An 18,091-nucleotide genomic window follows, 5' to 3' on the forward strand; every position below is an offset into this window, starting at 1 on the left:
ATTCTAAGAAACTTTTTTTGCCAAGTCCCGTTTTTTTATGCCCTTTCGGACTTGATCTTGCGGAGAAGCTTTTCAATCTGTTTCGTGCTATCTTCGTCATAGATCGAAACCGCAAATACATTTTTATTCAATTTCTTCAGGACCCTCTTTTTTTCTTTCAGTTCCCTTTCACTGATCGTGTCGATCTTGGTAAGAAAGACGTACTCTTTTTTGTCGGCAAGTTCCGGTTCGTATTGTTCCAGTTCTTTCCTTATGATCCCGTAATCTTTCTCGAGATCGGCCGATTCGCTTGAAATGCAATGAATCAGGACATGAGTCCTTTTTATGTGGCGTAGGAATTTTATGCCGAGCCCTTTTCCGCCGGATGCGCCTTCGATCAGCCCCGGAATGTCGGCGATTATAAGTCCATAAAAATCTCCCAGGTTCGGTTCCAGTGTCGTGAAGGGATATGCTGCGACTTTTACGGAGGCTTTTGTGATCGAATTTAATAGGCTTGATTTTCCGGCATTCGGAAGACCGATAAGTCCCACTTCCGCGATCATTTGAAGTTCAAGCAGCACATTAAAAGTTTCTCCTTCCGATCCATATTCGAACTCACGAGGAGTGGTGTTCGTCGGAGACCGGAAAAACCAATTGCCTCTGCCGCCCCTGCCGCCTTTTGCGATGATCTCTTTTTGTCCGACTTTCACGATCTCGAAATCTTTTTTGGTGTCGAGATTATGCACAATCGTTCCGATCGGTACTTTCAGCACTATATCATCGCCATTGGCGCCGTCCCGGAATTTCGATCTTCCGTTCTCTCCGTCCTCGGAACAGAACTCTTTCTTGTATCTGAACCTGTTTAGCGCTGTCAGGTCGGAAACTCCCTCGAGATAGACGCTGCCGCCATGTCCTCCTCTTGCTCCGCTGGGTCCGCGGCCGCCCTTGCTGGTATCGAAAGAGACCGAGCCGTCTCCGCCTTTGCCGCCTTTTATTATAATTTGTATCTCATCTACGATCATTTTTGTCAGTTATGGTAAAAAAAATCACCTCATGCCTTATAGGGGTGAAGTTTGTCAATTACTCGCCCTTCGCGTAGGAAGGCTGCTTGCGGGAATCCTGTCTTTTCCGAGCTTCATTTTGAAAGGCGAATCGTTCAGGAAAAACAGTTTAACTTCTTTCCCGGTCACACTGCCATCAACTTCCGCGATGCTGAACATCGCGGTGATTCCGGCTTCGCAGTCGCATGGAAGCTCGTTGTTTCCGGTGTCGATCGTTCCCGTGCCGTTGCACTTTTCACATTTTGGCATATAACACCTCCGTTAAGATATAATAATACAATGATAATCGCGTTTGTGTCAATATGGCGCAGGCTAATGCTATTGCGACTAACTTCCGACTGGGGATCGGTCAAGTCCGGTATTCCGTATGATCTATTTTATCCTTGAAATTTTGTAAGATATTTGAAAGCGCTGATGGCCGCGATTGCGCCGGCTCCCGATGCTATGATGATCTGCTTATATGGAATGTCCGTGCAGTCTCCCGCGGCAAACATACCTGGCATGCTTGTTGCTCCGCTTGGGTCGATCATGATCTCTCCTCTGCTGTTGAGCGCGGCGATCTTTCCCGCAAGCGAACTGTTCGGAACAAATCCGATATTAACGAATATGCCCTGCACGTTTATATCTTTCTCCTTTCCTTCCCACTCGAAGGCCAATGACTTTACGGATGTGTCGCCCTTTATTCCCTTCACAGTGGAATTATAGAAGATCTCGACATTTTTGTATTTCAATATTTTATCCAACAGGACCCGATCACCGTCTATATCCTTGTTTCTTATGATCAAATAGACCTTATTTGCGATGTTGGCCAGCTGCAGGACAGATTCGAGCGCCGAGTTTCCGCCTCCGATCACAGCCACGTCTTTTCCTCTGAACAATGGACCGTCGCATGTTGTGCAATAGGACACTCCTTTGTTCTTGAATTCCTTCTCTCCTTCTATATCCAGATATTTCGGTTTTGCGCCGGTGGCAATGATGAGGGCTTTGCTTTGAAACATTTCTGTTTTGGTCTGAATTTCAAAGATGCGGTTCGTTTTGCGGATGCTCTCAACCTCTGTTTCCTTGAGATCGAATTCGAATTCGTGCAAATGATGTTCAAGTTTTTTGATAAGCTCTTCTCCGGTTATCTCCTGGTAGCCTGAGTAGTTTTCGACGATCGATGTTTTTGTCACTTGTCCGCCGATATTTTTTGAAATGACCATCAATTTAAGCGCTTTTCTTGCAGCATAAATAGCTGCCGTGATACCGGCAGGACCCGCTCCGATAATGATAAGGTCATAGATCATGTGTGTCTATAGATAAAGCTTTTTCTTGATCTCTTCTTCGTCAAAACCCGCAATATATGAGCCGTTGATCTCGATGATCGGAACGCCTATGTGTCCGCTTTTTTGTATTATTTCCATTGCGACTTTCTCGTCCGCCGAGACGTCGATCTCTTCAAACTTGATATTGTTATTTTCCAGAAATGTCTTTGCCATAAGGCAATAAGGGCATGTGGGGGAGGTATATACTTTTACGTTCATTTTTTTATTTTATGGTTTAAATATTATTTTTGGCAAAGTCCGCAGAACCGCGTTGATCTTCCGGCAATTTTAATCTTTTTAATCGATCTCGTTTTGCACCTTGCGCAATCATCTTTTTCTTTTCCATAGACCTTAAGATGTTCTGAGAATCGCCCTTTCTTTCCGCTTGCATCCACATAGTCGCTGAAGGTCGTGCCCCTGTTCTTTATGGCAAGATGAAGTATTCCGATGATTGAATTATATAGCATTTCAATATCCATGTCATTAAGGCCTGCCGTGTTCCTGCCGGGCTTGAGTTTCGAGTCAAAGCAGATCTCGTCCGCATAGATGTTGCCGATGCCGGATACCGATCCCTGATCCAGCAAAAATGCCTTCAGCGTCTTTTTTTTATTTTTAATCATAGCTTTGAAATATTCCAAACTGAACTGTTTGTCGAGGGGGTCTATCCCAATCCTTTTCAGAATGAGATCTTTTTCGGGATCGGTTGCCGCAAAAAGCGAACCGAACTTCCGTATATCGTTAAATAACAGTTTCGATCCATCCTTGAAACTGATAATGACTCTCGTATGTTTTGTCGGAATATGTCCGGATCCATAGATCAGCTGGCCGGTCATGCCAAGGCGGACCAGAAGAGAGTTGCCGCCCGAAAGCTCCATAATGAGCAATTTTCCCTTTCTCTTCATGTCTGTAAAATAGTTTTTCTGCAGAATTCTTTTGAAAAGTCCCGCTTCATTTCTGACGGATCTCGGCTCTATAATATCTACAGCTGATATCATTTTTCCGATGAGCATTTTTTTCAGATCTTTTCTGATCGTTTCAACTTCTGGGAGTTCGGGCATGGATATTTATATACGTTATTTATATGCTTTTTCTTTTACCAGTATCTTTATCTTTTTCTTTTCTCCTCTGTTATATCCTCCGGCTTTTCCGTCGGATCTGATGACGCGATGACAGGGGACGGCAGGATCGAAATTTTTCGAAAGAATGTTTCCGACCGCTCTGTATGCTTTCGCCTTACCGGCGAGCCTCGCCACTTCTTTATAGCTCAAAGTTTTCCCTTCGGGTATTTCCGATGTAATACGGAGAACTTCTTTAATAAAATAAGTCCGGTTCATTTGCATGGTAGTTTAGCTCTTATCTCTCAGACAGTATGTTGCGTGATCGATAAGCAGCCGCCATTTTTCGGTTCTTTCAAATTCTACGGACAGATGCAGCTTGGAAAAAACATTTTTCCACTGGGAGTCGCTCATATTCGAATGGGGATGGCCGAAAAATTCCTGATTAAGAATGCTGTCGACGGCGAATGTGACGTATTTCCCTATGTCATTATCAAAAACGTCTTCCATGACGATTATCTTTTCTGAAACTCTTGCAGCTTCGCTCAGGATCCTGATCGGATTCTTTGTGTGGTGCAGGACAAACAGAATAAGCGCTACGTCGAATTGCTTGTTTTTGAACGGGATCGTGTTTCCATCGTAGATCACCGGTCTTATGTCTTCCGCGAGGCTCAGGTTTTTGACATCAATGGCTGTTACCTCGTATCCATCATCCATCAGCGCCTCCGTAACATTGCAGTTCCCGGCGCCTATGTCCAAGACGAGATCTTTCGGGTTCAGATGTTCCTCGATCTCACCGGCCACTTCCCTGGCTCTTTTCATGCTCAAAGCGCGGATCTTTTCGATGATAAACCTGTTTTTGCGCAAAAGATTTGAATTGATCGCCATCGTTTTTTTTAGTTGATTCTGTTTATATCTTAACAAATCCAATGAATAAAGCAAAAAACAAAAACAAGCAAATGTTACTTTGCCTGTTTTTTAGCTGAAAGAATGATATTATGCTCTATTATCTCGTTCTTTCGGAGGTCTTGCTTCGCTGACATTGATCTTTCTTCCGTCGAATTCCTTGCCATTGAACATTTCAATAGCCTTGTCGGCTTCTTCGTCGGTTGAAAATTCAACGAAACCGAAACCTTTTGATCTGCCTGACATTTTGTCCATGATGACGATCGCAGATTCAACATTTCCCGCCTGAGCAAAGCCCGTTTTCAGGGTGTCATCAGTGGTTCCGTATGACAGACCACCAACGTACAATTTTTTTGCCATTTGTTTGTTGTAAATACTTTTTAAACCGTGTAAGACGACCTTTCTTATCAGCTTTCCTTGCTCCGGCTTGTCTTAGGGCCTTTGTATATTTCAACATCGGGCGCAAAGATTCGAACAATTAGAAACAAGAAACAGATTTGAAAATTTTTATAACTTACACTGAAAACATTATATATTATTGTCTGAAAATGTCAAAGAATATTCCGATATATCATTTTGTCCGCAGAAGGTCTTCGGTTATCTCATTCCAGGAATAGACCCTTGATATTTTCTCAGGGAGGCTTTCCGCTCTGTTCCATGGGCTGTCCAGAAGAAAAACTTTCTTAACGGATTGCGCGCATTCTGCGGCATAGTCCATATAGTCTTCCACCATGAAGTCCACGGATGAGTTTTTGCAAATGTCGGATTTATTCTCGCATGCGCCGTGAAGGGAATTCTGGTTCGTGAAAAAGACTTCCGAAAACTTATTGTTGAAAAATCTGTCTATCCAATCCATGGTTTTTTGCGAGATGTCGTTTTGTCTCGAAGTGATGACGACAAGTTCGTGGTCTCTGCTCAGACGGTCGATATTTTCCAAAGAACCCGGCATTGGCCTGATGTCGTCAAAATATTTAGTAGTATAGAATTCATATATTTCTCTGATGGTTCTGTCGGGCGTTCCTCCCCAGATATGATGAACGTGATATGAACGGAACTGTTCTCTGAAGAATGACGTGCCATGTTTCTCATTATGGAACCTTATCAATGCGCTTAGAAAATCAGCAAGAACTTCGTCGAGGTCGATCCCTATTTTCATTTGGTTTATCGCATTAACTTATTAATAATCTTAATTCAGATCGTCATATTCTTTTTTCCATAGAATGTTTCCCTTTTTAAATTCCCTTTTTAGATTCTTTTTAATTTCAATAAGCATGTTTTTTAATTCGGGGAAATTTGAGATCGCTTTATCCGCATAATGTACCATGAATTCCGGATCATCATAGATCTTGTGGCCCGTTTCTGATAGCTGTAAAAGAGTTTCAAGCTTATCAAGTGCCTTTATGTATTTTGCTTCTTTTGTTTTTCCTGATTCGTATTCTTCCCACAGTCCATATACATGCGATCCGGTTTTTTTTGGCGCGAGGTTTCTCAGGTTTTCCATCGCTCTAGCCTCGAGCTTATTTTTGCTTTCTTTTGTTATCTCCCCATTTTTGATTTTGATTGCATCAATGTCGCCGGTTATCGACTCTGCAATGTCATGGACAAGTGCGATTTTGACGGCGCGATCAGTGTCAATATCCAATTTTAATTCTTCTGCAGCCAAAAAGGCCATAAGTGAAAGCCTCCATGAGTGTTCGGCACTGGATTCTTTTCTTCCGGATTTCAACGAGACATATCTGAGGGTTGATTTTAGATTTTCGATCTTATCCAGAAATCTGAAAAGTTTCGCTTGGTCTTTTGAGCTATTTTTTGTCATGCTGTATTTTATTTGCGCATAAAGTTGAATAAATTCGGATTTTTTCAAGATCTGGCTCATTCTTCATTTTTCAGGACTGTGTAATAGGTTGGAAAGGGGGCAAAGAAAATGCCCTTTTTGATGAGTTTCATGCCGGTCAGGCGCTTAATCTTTCCGGGGTTAAGTTTTTGGACGTGGAGTTTTCTGGAGTAAAGGGGATTTCCGTATATTTTCCAGCATTGGATCAGGTTATTCGAACCTCTGAATATTTCCAGGGGATATATGAGGACGCATGTGCCGGTGGGCCTGAGAACTCTTTCGATTTCCTCGAATGTTCTTTTAAGATCGGATATGTGCTCTATGACATGGGAAGAAACGATCTTATCAAATGAATTGTTCTTATAGCCCAGTCCTTTTTCGCTGATGAGGCTGAGCCCTTTTACAGGAGAATTTTCTATGGCTTCTCTGTTAACATCGCATCCATAGACGTTTTCGGAATGACTTCTTAGAAACGAAACGAGATCGCCTTTATTGCATCCGAAGTCGAGGATCACGTCGTCTTGTTTAGGTTTTAATAATTGCAATATCTTTTTTTCATGGATCATGCGGCGAAGCGAAGATGAACCGCTTGTGGTTTCGGAGAATCTGGTGTTGTATAATGCCATCTGTTTCAATTTTATTCGATATTAAACAAATTAATTATATCAAAATTAGGATCTTGTGCAAAGGATTTTGCCTGGAAATCGGAGGCGATAAGCGTGATCGTTCCCGGCTCGTGAGGCACAGGAAATGATCCGCTACGAATATGTTGACAATGAGCATATTATATGATATATTATAGCGTTGTTCATTGAAACAATAAAAAGAAGGAGTATTGAAAAATAAGCGTATTTGAGGCGAAAAGTTCATCATAAGCCAGGGCTTGTGGTCGGCTTCGCGCCTCGAATACAGAAATTGAGGCCAAATTGAAAAAGGAGGATGTTATGGTAAAACAAACACCGGGAATAAGAATTTCCATTTTAGGAAAAGACGGAGAAGAGAATGAGGAATTAACCGAGGCATTAAAAAGACTGATTTGCGGAGAAACTGTAAATATAGAAATATCGGCCGAATTAGCCGTTAAGATCGTGTCAGAAGTTTCAAAGCATTTTATGCATCCGGTTGACGAGATCGGATTAAAAACGAAAATTATGGCGGCGGAAGCAACAAGCGAAGCGAAAAATTGCAAGTGCAATATTTGCATAGTGGCAGGACGGAGCTAGGAGGCAGATCATGGCAAGACTAGGAGAGGGAGACATAACTATGGCTCGTGAGCTGTTGGTCTCCAATAATTCTCATGATAGAGAAAGAGGAATGGTACTGTCTAAGATCATCTTTTCTCAGCGGGCGGGTGCAATGGAAAGTGAGATAACTTGCGCATTGGGTTATTTTGAGATGGGAAATCTCAGGAGCGCGGAAGCGGCAGCCATGGGTGCTCTTATTTGATGCTTCTTCTTTATTTTTTTCCAAGTTTATCGGTATAGGTCTATAAAGTCCGTAAAGTAGAAAGTCTATAAAGTATTACGGATCAATATAAATATTTTATCGGGTAGCCTTAGAAAAGGATATAAATAGGATGTCGAAGACTGTCAGGAGGGCCAAAGGCATCTTGCAGGGTTGGTTTGCTGTTTTTTGTTTTGTCGGAATGAATTGTTTTCACGATGAGCGGAAATAGGAGATTTGATTGACAACACCTGGCTCAAACCCTATCCTTAAGTTGAGGCATATTATTTTATTAAAACTATATTTATGAATAAAACGGAATTGCTGGCGCCGGCGGGAGACTACGGATGTTTTCTCTCGGCGATATCGGCGGGAGCTGATGCCGTGTATTTCGGAGGAAAGAATTTCAGCGCCAGAAGCTCGGCGACAAATTTATCCGATGACGAAATTGCCAAAGCATTCGATTACGCGCACCTCCGGGGTGTGAAATGCTATGTGACGCTCAACACGATCATAAAGGACGCTGAAACGAAGGCGGTCTTTGACTATATAAATTTTCTTTATGAAAAGGGAGCGGACGCGCTTATTATCCAGGATCTCGGAGTTTTGAATATGTGCAAAAAGTATTGGCCGGACCTTGCGCTTCATGCAAGCACGCAGATGACCGCGCACAGCATAAATGATGTTCTAAGGCTGAGAAAAATGGGATTCAAGAGGGTTGTGCTTTCGCGCGAACTGACGCTTTCGGAAATCAGGGAGATCAAGGATAAATGCGATATCGAGATCGAGTGTTTCATTCACGGAGCGCTCTGTTTTTCGTATTCGGGAAAATGTTATTTGAGTTCGACGATCGGCCCCAGGAGCGGGAACAGAGGCCGGTGCGCGCAGCCGTGCCGGAAGAAATACAGTCTGTTTGACAGGGAGAATAACAGGAATCTCGATGAGGCCGGATATCTTCTCAGCACAAAGGACCTTTGTGCTCTGGAGATAACCGATAAATTGAAGTTCATAGATTCTCTGAAGATCGAAGGAAGAATGAAGAGCGCCGAATATGTTGCAAATACTGTTTTAAAGTACAGGAAATACATAGATATGGCGGCTGGAAAAAATGAAGACGAGTTAAAAAAAGACAAGGAAGACCTTGCGGCTATTTTCAATCGGGGCGGATTTTGCAGCGGGTATTATCTTGAAAAAAAATCGAAAGACCTGATTGGAAAAGACCGGTCAAAAAATTTCGGGATACTTGTCGGGGAAGTCATCGAGAAGAAAAGAAATAACCTTATTACTGTCAAAGTTGAGAACGTGAAGGTCAACGACGGACTTGAGATCTGGGGCCGTCTCGGACAGGAAGAGAACGTGGGATTCCGCGTTCCCAAAATCGATAATGGGATCGTCCAGGCGAGACTTACCGGAGATGTCGAGGTGGGTGATCCGGTATATAAGACATTTGACTATGATCTGAACCTTGCGCTTTCAAAATACAATAAAGAGATATATCCCGAAAAGATACCGGTCAGGATATTTTTTGAAGCCAGGCTCGGCAAAAAAATGATATTGAGGATGAACGATGTCGAGGTGCTTGGCAATGAACCGCAGCAGGCTGTGAAAATGTCAACCGGAAAAACAGCTGTGGAAGAACAGCTTGGAAAATTGGGAGGCACGGTGTTTTCTGCGAACTCCGTCAAATGCGTGATCGATGAGGACATCAATATTCCGTTTAAGGATATAAACAATCTCAGAAGAGCGGCCGTATCGGCCCTTGAAGAGAAACTGATCCGGTCGCACCGAAGAGAGAAAAAGATCTATAGGGAGTATCGGACGGATGAGGGCGCGGCGGAGAATATATTTTCGAGAAAGATCGCGGTTGAAACCGACGACATGGAGATATTGAAAAACCTCGAGGGGAAGAACATATACAGGATCTATACTTCATTGAAGCTGGATATCAAAAGATTCAAGAAAAATGGCACACAGGTGTTTCAAAAGCTTCCTAGCATTATAAGAGCGGGAGAAAAGGCTGGGGTGTTTCCGGATTATGACGGATATCTTGTTTCCAATCTGGGAGGCCTTGAGGTGTTGCCGGGTGAAAAACAGAAGATCGCGAATTATGATCTGAATATATTCAATGGTCTTTCCATAAAAGAGATCCGGGATTGCGGATTTTCAGGATTCACGGCATCAATTGAAAGCACGCTGGATGAGATCAATGCATTGGATAAAGATGGAATGGAAAAAGAGGTCATTGTCTATGGAAGATATCCCGCGATGATAAGCGAGCATTGCGTTTTGTTTGATACGAAGCATTGCAGAAGGAAAAATATAGGGTTGAAGGATGACCAAAAAGCGGTATATCCCATCAGGACCGATTGTGCTAATTGCAGGATGGAAATTTTGAGCGAGCATCCGATCGAACTTCGGCGTCTTCAGGAAGTGAAGGCCGATCTTATCAGGATCGTCCATACCATCGAGACTCCGAACAGGTTCATGAAAAAGATCGATGAATATATAGCCGGAAAATTTTCGGGTAAGAAAAATATTTGGACGGGACATTTTCTTGAAAGGGTCCAATAGGCGGAGTATGGAAGCGATTGACAAGCGGCAAAAAATAAGATACAATCCGCAGTTGGTTCAAATAGACTAGCTATTTTGAAGCTGACATATTCAGGAGGAAAAAATATGGGATTTCATGTATGTGAATACTGCAAAAAGGATCGGAAAAATAAGCACTACAACACATCCAGCGGAGATGTGACTCTGCACTTTGATTCGGGAAGAAGTTACGTGATGCCGGATATGATCCTGCATTACATCGTCGATCACGGATGGGTTCCGCCAAAGTCATTTGTGGACGATGTCGTGAATAACAAGGTTGTCGAAAGCGGCAGGGTACAGATGAGGGGAGGCGGAGGGCCGACGCCAGTTGGATATCTGAAAGGACCTTTTGAAACAGGCAGCGTGCCAAGGGGATTTGTAGAGAAGCTCGAAATTCTCATGGCGGCGGCCGAACAAAACGGATACAGAATGCAAACTAAATCGTTATTAGAATAAAACGACAAAAAGACTCCAGCGGGTCTTTTTTTTAAATTAAGAAAACGGCTTGCACCGTTTTGAAACTCTATCAAACTAGCCTGTCTTCATCGTCTATTTCATGATTTCCTCGAGCGTTGCGCCAAGCACCTCGGCTATTTTTGTGATCATAAAAATTGAAGGATTTTCAGCACCCATCTCAATACGGACAATGGTCGTGTAGGGCACGCCTGATTTTTCAGCAAGTTCTTCCTGTGACATTCTCTGGCTCAGTCTCAGGCTCTTTATCCGATAACATATTTCATTGACTTTTCTCTGATCCATATTTATAGCTTAACTGGTATTATTTCTAATGTTAGCTTTTATTGCCGTGTTAGTCAATGTTTGGATTTTATAGCAGTTCTTTTAGGAATTGTCATCGGCTCATTTGCGGGGTTTTACCATATGAATCACACTACAAACCATACAGGGATTATGATAAATGTTTCATGCAGTTTCCGACCCTTTCCTAGTTCGAATCTCACGCAGATTATCAAAATTCCACACATAGAGGTATGGAATTATGCTAATGTGGTGTAGTCGGTTAAGTACCCGAGATTACAAGTGTTGTAATGGTATTTTGGCACGATTTTAGGTATCGCTTCAATGCATGTGGGTCAGGGGTTTATAACAATAAAAAGCGGACATTATTAGTTGAGGGAAATCATTTTTTGCGTCCGAATTTCTTATTTCGTTTTCAAAAATATGCTGTTAAAAAGCTTGACAGGGAAACTTTAATTTTATATACTTATAATATATCAAATATGCGAAACTCTGCAAATAAATAATTATGATTAATAATAATCATTTGGAAAAAAGAATTTTTGAACTTCATGCCATGGTGTGTAAAACACTGTCTCATTCCAAAAGGCTGGAGATTATTGATTTACTCCGCGATGAAAAAGAAATAAATGTTTCTGAAATAGCCCTGAAGCTTGGTATCACCAAGGCCAATGTTTCACAGCACTTGAGTTTGATGCGTCAGCAAAACATTGTAAAAACTCGGCGGGATGGTGTTGTAATTCTGTATTCTCTCGCCAATCCTAAAATTCTTGTTGCATATGACGCTTTGAGAAAAGCACTTAAAGAGCAACTGGAAGCCAATGGTAAGTTATTGGAAAAATTTTAAAATATATGCAAGCCAAAAAACAACATTGGGAAAAAATATACCTAGAGAAAGATACGGCACTCGAAGTGAGTTGGTATCAAGATATCCCAAAAACTTCGATTGATCTTATTTTATCAACCGGAGCGGATCACAATGCCAATATCATTGATATTGGAGGAGGGGATTCCAAGCTTGTCGATAAACTTTTGGAACTTGGCTTTAAAAATTTATCTGTATTGGATATTTCTGCCAGAGCCCTGCAAAAAGCAAAAACAAGACTTGGAGAAAAGGCAAAATCAGTTAATTGGATCGAAACTGATGTTCTTGAATTTGATACGGAAACGCATTTTGATGTTTGGCACGATAGAGCCGCATTTCATTTTTTAACCAAAAAGGAAGACATTGCCAGTTATGTTGAAATTGCCGGCAAGTTTATAAAACCAGGCGGCCACCTCATCGTATCGACTTTTTCCATGAGCGGACCAAAAAAATGCAGCGGACTTGATATTACACAATACTCCGAGGATTCGATCAAAAAGACCTTCCAGGAAGATTTCAGCCATGCTAAGAGTTTCGAGGAAGCGCATATTACGCCATTCAATACTGAGCAGAATTTTTTATTTAATCTATTTAAAAGAAAATAAAATATAAAACAATGGAATTTGACTACTCCGTAATTACAGTGAAAACATTCAGTGGGGCGGTTCAAAGCGTACAAGATGAAATTGCCAAGGCCGGCATGCGGGTTCTGTATGTTCACGACTTGCAAAAAACTTTAGGAGAGAAGGCTTTCCAGAGAGAGCCGTTTAAGATAATCGAATTATGTAATGCTAAATACGCTCATGAGTTTTTGAATGTAGACATTAAAATCGGGCTTTGCTTGCCTTGTAAAATTAATGTTTATATCAAAGACGGGCAAACGTTCATTTCCGGGATGCGTCCAATTGTTCTGTCTCAGTTTTTTCCAGAAGCAGATCTGGGCGAAAAACCGAAAGAAATCGATCAGATTATTCAAAATATTATCAATAACGCGAAATAATTTATGAAAAAGCGATCTATTATTGTAACTTTAATTCTTGTTCTCGGTCTAGCTTTCCCGATGCTTTCTTTTGCTCAAGGAATGATGAACTTTCCAAGTTCATCTTACGATAATGTCACCATACAAAACCAGCAACAGGAAGAGCTGGAAGGCAAAAAGCTTTTAGATGATTTGAATAATAAAGCGGTCATTTGTTCGCAGCTCACTGATTCAGATTTTGAGAAAATCGGGGAATATTATATGGGACAATCCATCGGAGATACCTCGAGGCATATTGCCATGAATGAAATGATGAAAAGGATGATGGGCGACCAGGGAGAAGGACAAATGCATGTGGCAAATGGCAAACGGTTTAGCGGTTGCGATGCTTCCGCCACATATCCGACGCAAAATGCAGGATTTTTGCCAGTGATGAATATGATGTGGGGAGGGTGGTCGTCCACTTCCAGACCTGATCAATCAAATAACTCTATGATGAATTTTGGTTTTATGTCTTTTGGCTGGATTTTTATGATCTTGTGGTGGGTTTTGATCATTGCTGGCATTGTTGCAATTATCAAATGGCTTATGGCACAATCTCGCAGTGCCCACGATCACGAAAAATCTCCGCTTGAAATTTTGAAGGAACGTTATGCCAAAGGGGAGATTGATAAAAAGGAATTTGAGGACAAGAAAAAGGATTTAAATTAATATTCAAGTCCATAAAATGGCAAAACAAAAGAGGCCGCGAAGCGGCTTCTTTTTATAACAAAAACCACCGGCGTCAGCAGGTGTGTGCGCCTGCCTACTGGCAGGACCAGGCCCGTCCGTCTCCGCCGTCTGGCGGATACGGCGAGGCAAGCAAGTCCGGAATGACAAACAGGCAGAGATAATCAATTAAGACAGATGAGGAATTACATCAAAAACCAAGACACACATAGGACGAATTCCAACCAGCTATCTTTTCTAAAGTCGCAGGCTATGCGAGGAAATTTAGGTCACTCGAATTGCCCTATTGTCCTGGCTATGTGAGTCTGTTCGACACTGAATTCTCTTGGCCGAGCGGGCGGAGTGATGTTGAAATTTATCTGAAGACCGGATGGTCATTGTTTTTTGCCGGTATTTCTTTTTCCATTAATGCATCTGTATATTTTTCTCCGTTTCTTTCTTTCTCAATAGTGCCGATCTTCTCGAACCCGAAGTGCTTATATATCGGCTCTCCGAGAGGACTTCCCTCAAGAATGATCTTTTGCAATCCATGCTCCTTGGCAAATTCTTCCAATTTATTGAACAGGAGTCTTCCGATGCCGGCACCCTGATGTTCCGGATGGACAAAGAACGTTCTTAACTGATTGTCTTTTATTCCGATAATGCCCATTATTGATCGTTTCTCATCTTCTTCAGCTACAAAGAGGTCCATGTCCTTAATTCTATTTTCGAGTTTATCAACACTGTATTTATCGCAAAATCCCGCTATTAATTTTTCGGAGTATAGCGTTTTAAAGGATTCTTTAATTGACGAGATTATCATTTCGCTGGTTTGCTGATAATCTCTTGGTTCGATCTTGCGGATATTGATCATAATGAAGATAATTCATAAATGCCAAATTCAGATAAATACTAATAATATTTTATATCTTTACCGGCAGTTATGCAATTACAATGAATCCAAATCCCTTTTCGGTCCCATTCCCTTTCTAAATAACAAAATTCTATACTTTTAGTATAGAATTTTGTTAGGAAGTCGCCTATGCAGACCTACTTGGCGGACTTCGTCACGCCATAGGTCCGCTTCGGCGGACCGAAGGCGGAGAGGGAGAGATTCGAACTCTCGGAGTCCTTGCGGGCTCAACACCTTAGCAGGGTGCTGCTTTAAACCACTCAGCCACCTCTCCGGATTAGCTTCTCAGGTCTTGGCTTTTTAGCATCTTAAGTCTGCAAATTCGTAAATTTAAATCGGTATTTTCTAAAAAGCTACAACCTAATAAGCTACAAACTACCTAAATAACATAGCATTATGTTTCTGATTTGGCAAGAATTATGGCATTGATCATAGAAAAAGAGATCCTGATGATCTCTGTTGTTATATTTCGATTATTTCATCGACTATACCCCTTTCTCTTGCTTCTTCGGCGGTAAATATTATTCCTTCGCGCGTAATTTTCTGTAATTCCTGCTCGCTGAAATTCATTTTTTTATAGAGTGCCTCGAATTGTTTTTTTTGCATATTCATTAATTCAACGCTCTCTTCCATATCGTATGGTCCGCTTTGTTTATTTGTAAGTTGCCATTGTATCCGGTGGAACAGGAAGTAGGTTTCGGAAGTGCAGATCCTTTTTTTCCCGCTGAGAAAAACGACAGTTGCGGAGGATGCGATCATGGACAGACCTACAACGGTTAAGTCGATTTTATTCAGCTTTACCCATTTATAGAAAGCTAGGCCTGTTTCAGATTGTCCGCCGCCGCTTTGCAGATACATTTTGAAAGTCGCTTTTTTGTTTTTTTTCAGCGCTTGCTGTATTTGCTCAATTATCTTACCTAACTTATCTTCCTTAATCTCACCTATCCAGTTTAAAATTACTTCCTTTGGTTTATCTTTTGTTTTTGTCATTTATTATCACCTTTTATGCTTTGTGTCGTTTATTCTGATGAAAAGAATATCACCCCACAATCTATCTCATGTTAAACGCTATGTCAATACGTTTATGTATGGCAGGGGAAAAATGTCTTCCTGGGAATATGAAAAATTCGAGATAGATTTCGGTTCACGATCTATCGAATGATGTTGATTTATTCGATCATTGTCAGTAATAAAAAAAGACGATCGTTTTCGTCTTGATTTGCTGTATATTGTTCTGAATTGCTTATAATTCCGCGCCACATTCGGGGCATTCAGACAGGCCTGGGCTGATCATTTCGTGGCACTGCCAGCATTCGACTTTGCCCGGCCCGGGCAGCATATTGTAGACTGCTCTTGCTCCTGCATCTTGCATGTCGTTTAGGGGACCTTTTCCGCCTCCCATATATTTCACTCCTTTGTGTTTTAAAAAGAACTCATTTAGCCAAATAGCTTCTATTTAACCATCGCTCTTCCTCATCTATATTAATTTACACGCCATATACTGTCAATGAAAAGTGTTTAATTGTATTCAGCTATTGACAAAACACGATAAAAGGTATATAATGGTCTCGAGTTTGAGCGATAAAAGTAAAAATGAAGATTTATTGGTCTGGACCAGTGTAATAAATTATCATGATCCAGGCTAAGAAATGATCTGATGCCGAAAAAGAGGTGACGTAAATGAAAAAAATAGGAAATATAGCAGTATCCATAGCAATGATATTAATTGTTATGGCAGGCAGCATAGGCCAGGTATCGGCAGATGAAAATACAAAGACAAAAATTACCATCAGTTTTGATATGGGAGATCAGAATAAAATTACATATTATGATGATGGTATCAGTCTAAAAGGCGGCGGCGGAAAGGTCGGTGGAGCAAGAATAGGCGGCGGAAAGATTGGTGGAGGAAAAGTTGGCGGAGCAAAGGCTCCTTCAAAAATATCTCCGCCTCCAAAGGCGAATCCCGCAAAGAATGTAAAGGCTGCGAATAATATTGCCGGCGAGCGATCGACAGGGAGCGTAAAAGGAGTTGGCTCGAGCCAATATAATAGATACAGGCCAAGCCCGCTGAGTCCCGACTATTACAGTGCAAGAAGGTTTGACAGTCCTGCACCATCGCATTCATTCTTTGGTCCAATACCCTGGTGGTATTATCCAATACTCTTCCACAACTCAAACTCAGGAAGCTATAATACAGGCGGGAATGCCGCATACAACCAGAGCTCAAACAGCAGCTCGTGGAAATAGGAATCAAGGAAGCATAAAAATATATAATTTGCTTTCTTTTTTTATATGGCATCATATGGTCTCGCAATCTGCCGCGGTGCGGATCTGCTAAGTTCAAATAATTGACAAAACGAAATGCTCATGTTTACATATGTGCAAGCTGAAAGATCAAACAGCTTTTTGAAAACCTGGAGGAATAATATGGAAAATAGTCAGACAGAAGTGCCAATGACCATAACCGGCGCGATGGCAAAAGCGGACAAAATTCTCGGACCGCACAGGAAATGGGATCCCGCGAACGGCAAACAGAAGTATTTTATCGAAAAACTGTTCGAGCCGTGCAGGATCGGAGTCGAGAACATAAAAGAGATCGAAAGCATCGCTTCCGGAAATGCAGAAGAGATCAATATGTTTCTGAGAGCAAGGGGATCAAGTTCGACCATAAAGCCTCTTGCAAGAGACGAGATCGGGATCGCAAGTATTCTGGATATACTTGTCGAATGGATAGAAGAAGGGAAAAATGTGGATATCATCACTCCTGATAAGAAGAAATATAAAGGAGTCCGCATTGATGAGAAAGGCGTATGGTTCTACAGAACAAAGAAGCATAATCATCCAATTGCGCGCCTTAAGACAAAAACTGAGGACCGGGTCTATATGACCATGCTGGACGAAACAGGCGTGAAGTTCACATCGGGCGGATTCAGTCTTCACAAGAAGATCAGCGCAATGATGCGCGATATCGATGACTGCGACGATTTTGGAGGAATTAAATTTCCGAAAGTCGATCTGGACCAGGAAGAGGACATGGGCTGGCTGGTCGGCATCAACACGATGTCATCGAGAGGAGACCCTGCTGCCATTGCACAGGCATATCAGAGGAACAGGCTCAGAATAAATGAATTCGGAGCAAGATTCCAAAGCGAATTTCGCGGCATGATCGTGCTTGGCGCGACAATGCACGAGCGGAAACCCGACCATATCATCGACAGGCCTTTCCTTTGCTGGATAGTGAAGAAAGGAGCCGATAGTCCTCTGTTCGTTGCCTATGTGGCCGAGAAGAATTGGAAGGACCCCGGAGATATACGAAGATAGGTAGATAAAGCTGCGGCAAAAAAATGTCGCAGATTTTTTAAAAGATCGTAACGTGTCGTTCTGATGCATCGTTCTGTTTTGCGTATATTTGATGTGGAGGAAAAACATGGCAAGGGATAATAAAAAAGACGAACAAGATGGCGAAGACAGAAGAAAAAAGAGGAAAGATGATGACGATGTGGCCGTAATGAGCGCGGCGATAATGGTTGCAGCCGCAGCTTGCGGCCAATGAAAGGCTAATGGCCCTTTTTTAAGACTTCCGGCAAGAACTCCCTGTGGTGTCCTTAAAGACCCACAGGGATGAATTGCCGCCCGTACCACTTGCGATAGGCATGTTGTATAATGATTGCATATGATAAATATAGAAAGTGACAC

Annotated in this window: 25 protein-coding genes and 1 tRNA gene; 11 read left to right on the forward strand and 15 right to left on the reverse strand. The window is 41.9% G+C overall.

The window, feature by feature from the left end:
- Window positions 1-35: 35 nt before the first annotated feature.
- From obgE to WC788_09220, 11 genes are all read right to left on the reverse strand, one after another.
- Entirely contained in the window at window positions 36-1,001 is a 966-nt protein-coding gene (gene obgE, locus WC788_09170) for a GTPase ObgE (protein MFA6097766.1), read from the reverse strand.
- Between the two features lie 54 nt (window positions 1,002-1,055).
- Window positions 1,056-1,289: a hypothetical protein gene (locus WC788_09175; protein ID MFA6097767.1), complete on the reverse strand. Its 234-nt coding sequence runs from the start codon at window positions 1,287-1,289 to the stop codon at window positions 1,056-1,058.
- Between the two features lie 128 nt (window positions 1,290-1,417).
- Window positions 1,418-2,326, reverse strand: coding sequence for an FAD-dependent oxidoreductase (locus WC788_09180; protein ID MFA6097768.1), 909 nt, complete (start codon window positions 2,324-2,326; stop codon window positions 1,418-1,420).
- Window positions 2,327-2,332: 6 nt separating this feature from the next.
- Window positions 2,333-2,563 carry a glutaredoxin family protein gene (locus tag WC788_09185; GenBank protein MFA6097769.1) on the reverse strand — a complete coding sequence of 77 codons (231 nt, stop codon included), beginning with the start codon at window positions 2,561-2,563 and terminating at the stop codon, window positions 2,333-2,335.
- Between the two features lie 23 nt (window positions 2,564-2,586).
- On the reverse strand, window positions 2,587-3,402 hold the full coding sequence (gene mutM, locus WC788_09190; protein MFA6097770.1) for a bifunctional DNA-formamidopyrimidine glycosylase/DNA-(apurinic or apyrimidinic site) lyase: 816 nt from the start codon (window positions 3,400-3,402) through the stop codon (window positions 2,587-2,589).
- A 15-nt stretch (window positions 3,403-3,417) separates the two neighbouring features.
- Window positions 3,418-3,684, reverse strand: coding sequence for an MGMT family protein (locus tag WC788_09195; GenBank protein MFA6097771.1), 267 nt, complete (start codon window positions 3,682-3,684; stop codon window positions 3,418-3,420).
- Between the two features lie 6 nt (window positions 3,685-3,690).
- Window positions 3,691-4,287, reverse strand: a complete 597-nt coding sequence (locus WC788_09200) for a class I SAM-dependent methyltransferase (protein MFA6097772.1) — start codon at window positions 4,285-4,287, stop codon at window positions 3,691-3,693.
- A 108-nt stretch (window positions 4,288-4,395) separates the two neighbouring features.
- Entirely contained in the window at window positions 4,396-4,665 is a 270-nt protein-coding gene (locus WC788_09205; GenBank protein MFA6097773.1) for an RNA-binding protein, read from the reverse strand.
- Window positions 4,666-4,876: 211 nt separating this feature from the next.
- On the reverse strand, window positions 4,877-5,461 hold the full coding sequence (locus WC788_09210; protein MFA6097774.1) for a hypothetical protein: 585 nt from the start codon (window positions 5,459-5,461) through the stop codon (window positions 4,877-4,879).
- Window positions 5,462-5,491: 30 nt separating this feature from the next.
- Window positions 5,492-6,121, reverse strand: a complete 630-nt coding sequence (locus tag WC788_09215; GenBank protein ID MFA6097775.1) for an HD domain-containing protein — start codon at window positions 6,119-6,121, stop codon at window positions 5,492-5,494.
- Window positions 6,122-6,177: 56 nt separating this feature from the next.
- The gene (locus WC788_09220; GenBank protein ID MFA6097776.1) at window positions 6,178-6,765 is read right to left on the reverse strand and encodes a class I SAM-dependent methyltransferase; all 588 of its coding nucleotides are present in this window, start codon (window positions 6,763-6,765) and stop codon (window positions 6,178-6,180) included.
- Between the two features lie 318 nt (window positions 6,766-7,083).
- Between WC788_09220 and WC788_09225 the strand changes: the two genes are divergently transcribed.
- From WC788_09225 to WC788_09240, 4 genes are all read left to right on the forward strand, one after another.
- Window positions 7,084-7,362 (forward strand): hypothetical protein, encoded by a 279-nt coding sequence (locus WC788_09225; GenBank protein ID MFA6097777.1) that lies wholly within the window; start codon window positions 7,084-7,086, stop codon window positions 7,360-7,362.
- A gap of 10 nt (window positions 7,363-7,372) precedes the next feature.
- Window positions 7,373-7,585 carry a hypothetical protein gene (locus WC788_09230; GenBank protein ID MFA6097778.1) on the forward strand — a complete coding sequence of 71 codons (213 nt, stop codon included), beginning with the start codon at window positions 7,373-7,375 and terminating at the stop codon, window positions 7,583-7,585.
- A gap of 303 nt (window positions 7,586-7,888) precedes the next feature.
- On the forward strand, window positions 7,889-10,153 hold the full coding sequence (locus tag WC788_09235; protein ID MFA6097779.1) for a U32 family peptidase: 2,265 nt from the start codon (window positions 7,889-7,891) through the stop codon (window positions 10,151-10,153).
- A 105-nt stretch (window positions 10,154-10,258) separates the two neighbouring features.
- Complete coding sequence (locus WC788_09240) at window positions 10,259-10,630, forward strand: hypothetical protein (protein ID MFA6097780.1); 372 nt, start codon at window positions 10,259-10,261, stop codon at window positions 10,628-10,630.
- 93 nt (window positions 10,631-10,723) lie between these two features.
- Here the strand turns inward: WC788_09240 and WC788_09245 are convergent, their stop codons facing one another.
- Window positions 10,724-10,933, reverse strand: coding sequence for a helix-turn-helix transcriptional regulator (locus WC788_09245; protein MFA6097781.1), 210 nt, complete (start codon window positions 10,931-10,933; stop codon window positions 10,724-10,726).
- Between the two features lie 505 nt (window positions 10,934-11,438).
- On the opposite strand from WC788_09245, the gene WC788_09250 reads away from it, so the two are divergent.
- Genes WC788_09250 through WC788_09265 form a run of 4 tightly spaced genes read left to right on the forward strand, consistent with a single transcriptional unit; the run spans window position 11,439 to window position 13,485 of the window.
- Complete coding sequence (locus WC788_09250; GenBank protein MFA6097782.1) at window positions 11,439-11,777, forward strand: metalloregulator ArsR/SmtB family transcription factor; 339 nt, start codon at window positions 11,439-11,441, stop codon at window positions 11,775-11,777.
- Window positions 11,778-11,782: 5 nt separating this feature from the next.
- Window positions 11,783-12,400: a class I SAM-dependent methyltransferase gene (locus WC788_09255; GenBank protein ID MFA6097783.1), complete on the forward strand. Its 618-nt coding sequence runs from the start codon at window positions 11,783-11,785 to the stop codon at window positions 12,398-12,400.
- An 11-nt stretch (window positions 12,401-12,411) separates the two neighbouring features.
- A complete protein-coding gene (locus WC788_09260; protein ID MFA6097784.1) occupies window positions 12,412-12,795 on the forward strand; it encodes a DUF302 domain-containing protein in 384 nt (127 codons plus the stop codon).
- A 3-nt stretch (window positions 12,796-12,798) separates the two neighbouring features.
- Window positions 12,799-13,485: an SHOCT domain-containing protein gene (locus tag WC788_09265; protein MFA6097785.1), complete on the forward strand. Its 687-nt coding sequence runs from the start codon at window positions 12,799-12,801 to the stop codon at window positions 13,483-13,485.
- Between the two features lie 373 nt (window positions 13,486-13,858).
- On the opposite strand, the gene WC788_09270 is transcribed toward WC788_09265, so the two are convergent.
- The 3 genes from WC788_09270 to WC788_09280 form a co-directional block, all read right to left on the reverse strand.
- Window positions 13,859-14,356 carry a GNAT family N-acetyltransferase gene (locus WC788_09270; GenBank protein ID MFA6097786.1) on the reverse strand — a complete coding sequence of 166 codons (498 nt, stop codon included), beginning with the start codon at window positions 14,354-14,356 and terminating at the stop codon, window positions 13,859-13,861.
- Between the two features lie 226 nt (window positions 14,357-14,582).
- Window positions 14,583-14,669: transfer RNA gene (locus WC788_09275), tRNA-Ser, on the reverse strand.
- Window positions 14,670-14,857: 188 nt separating this feature from the next.
- Window positions 14,858-15,385, reverse strand: a complete 528-nt coding sequence (locus tag WC788_09280) for an ATP-dependent Clp protease proteolytic subunit (protein MFA6097787.1) — start codon at window positions 15,383-15,385, stop codon at window positions 14,858-14,860.
- Window positions 15,386-16,075: 690 nt separating this feature from the next.
- Between WC788_09280 and WC788_09285 the strand changes: the two genes are divergently transcribed.
- From WC788_09285 to WC788_09295, 3 genes are all read left to right on the forward strand, one after another.
- Complete coding sequence (locus WC788_09285) at window positions 16,076-16,642, forward strand: hypothetical protein (protein MFA6097788.1); 567 nt, start codon at window positions 16,076-16,078, stop codon at window positions 16,640-16,642.
- A 180-nt stretch (window positions 16,643-16,822) separates the two neighbouring features.
- Window positions 16,823-17,716, forward strand: coding sequence for a hypothetical protein (locus WC788_09290; GenBank protein MFA6097789.1), 894 nt, complete (start codon window positions 16,823-16,825; stop codon window positions 17,714-17,716).
- Between the two features lie 106 nt (window positions 17,717-17,822).
- Complete coding sequence (locus WC788_09295) at window positions 17,823-17,948, forward strand: hypothetical protein (protein ID MFA6097790.1); 126 nt, start codon at window positions 17,823-17,825, stop codon at window positions 17,946-17,948.
- Window positions 17,949-18,091 lie beyond the last annotated feature (143 nt).

The sequence above is a fragment of the Candidatus Paceibacterota bacterium genome (genome assembly GCA_041661265.1).
In the GTDB taxonomy this organism is placed as follows: Bacteria; Patescibacteriota; Minisyncoccia; order JAHIHE01; family JAGLIN01; genus JBAZUT01.

Bases quoted from the DNA above. Each gene is read 5' to 3' on its own strand.
- WC788_09175 (MFA6097767.1), bottom strand. From the start codon at position 1,289: ATGCCAAAATGTGAAAAGTGCAACGGCACGGGAACGATCGACACCGGA.
- WC788_09245 (MFA6097781.1), bottom strand. From the start codon at position 10,933: ATGGATCAGAGAAAAGTCAATGAAATATGTTATCGGATAAAGAGCCTG.
- WC788_09205 (MFA6097773.1), bottom strand. From the start codon at position 4,665: ATGGCAAAAAAATTGTACGTTGGTGGTCTGTCATACGGAACCACTGAT.
- WC788_09255 (MFA6097783.1), top strand. From the start codon at position 11,783: ATGCAAGCCAAAAAACAACATTGGGAAAAAATATACCTAGAGAAAGAT.
- WC788_09180 (MFA6097768.1), bottom strand. From the start codon at position 2,326: ATGATCTATGACCTTATCATTATCGGAGCGGGTCCTGCCGGTATCACG.
- WC788_09235 (MFA6097779.1), top strand. From the start codon at position 7,889: ATGAATAAAACGGAATTGCTGGCGCCGGCGGGAGACTACGGATGTTTT.
- mutM (MFA6097770.1), bottom strand. From the start codon at position 3,402: ATGCCCGAACTCCCAGAAGTTGAAACGATCAGAAAAGATCTGAAAAAA.
- WC788_09225 (MFA6097777.1), top strand. From the start codon at position 7,084: ATGGTAAAACAAACACCGGGAATAAGAATTTCCATTTTAGGAAAAGAC.
- WC788_09215 (MFA6097775.1), bottom strand. From the start codon at position 6,121: ATGACAAAAAATAGCTCAAAAGACCAAGCGAAACTTTTCAGATTTCTG.
- WC788_09185 (MFA6097769.1), bottom strand. From the start codon at position 2,563: ATGAACGTAAAAGTATATACCTCCCCCACATGCCCTTATTGCCTTATG.
- WC788_09220 (MFA6097776.1), bottom strand. From the start codon at position 6,765: ATGGCATTATACAACACCAGATTCTCCGAAACCACAAGCGGTTCATCT.
- WC788_09290 (MFA6097789.1), top strand. From the start codon at position 16,823: ATGGAAAATAGTCAGACAGAAGTGCCAATGACCATAACCGGCGCGATG.
- WC788_09260 (MFA6097784.1), top strand. From the start codon at position 12,412: ATGGAATTTGACTACTCCGTAATTACAGTGAAAACATTCAGTGGGGCG.
- WC788_09295 (MFA6097790.1), top strand. From the start codon at position 17,823: ATGGCAAGGGATAATAAAAAAGACGAACAAGATGGCGAAGACAGAAGA.
- WC788_09200 (MFA6097772.1), bottom strand. From the start codon at position 4,287: ATGGCGATCAATTCAAATCTTTTGCGCAAAAACAGGTTTATCATCGAA.
- WC788_09240 (MFA6097780.1), top strand. From the start codon at position 10,259: ATGGGATTTCATGTATGTGAATACTGCAAAAAGGATCGGAAAAATAAG.
- WC788_09285 (MFA6097788.1), top strand. From the start codon at position 16,076: ATGAAAAAAATAGGAAATATAGCAGTATCCATAGCAATGATATTAATT.
- WC788_09210 (MFA6097774.1), bottom strand. From the start codon at position 5,461: ATGAAAATAGGGATCGACCTCGACGAAGTTCTTGCTGATTTTCTAAGC.
- obgE (MFA6097766.1), bottom strand. From the start codon at position 1,001: ATGATCGTAGATGAGATACAAATTATAATAAAAGGCGGCAAAGGCGGA.
- WC788_09195 (MFA6097771.1), bottom strand. From the start codon at position 3,684: ATGCAAATGAACCGGACTTATTTTATTAAAGAAGTTCTCCGTATTACA.
- WC788_09250 (MFA6097782.1), top strand. From the start codon at position 11,439: ATGATTAATAATAATCATTTGGAAAAAAGAATTTTTGAACTTCATGCC.
- WC788_09270 (MFA6097786.1), bottom strand. From the start codon at position 14,356: ATGATCAATATCCGCAAGATCGAACCAAGAGATTATCAGCAAACCAGC.
- WC788_09230 (MFA6097778.1), top strand. From the start codon at position 7,373: ATGGCAAGACTAGGAGAGGGAGACATAACTATGGCTCGTGAGCTGTTG.
- WC788_09265 (MFA6097785.1), top strand. From the start codon at position 12,799: ATGAAAAAGCGATCTATTATTGTAACTTTAATTCTTGTTCTCGGTCTA.
- WC788_09280 (MFA6097787.1), bottom strand. From the start codon at position 15,385: ATGACAAAAACAAAAGATAAACCAAAGGAAGTAATTTTAAACTGGATA.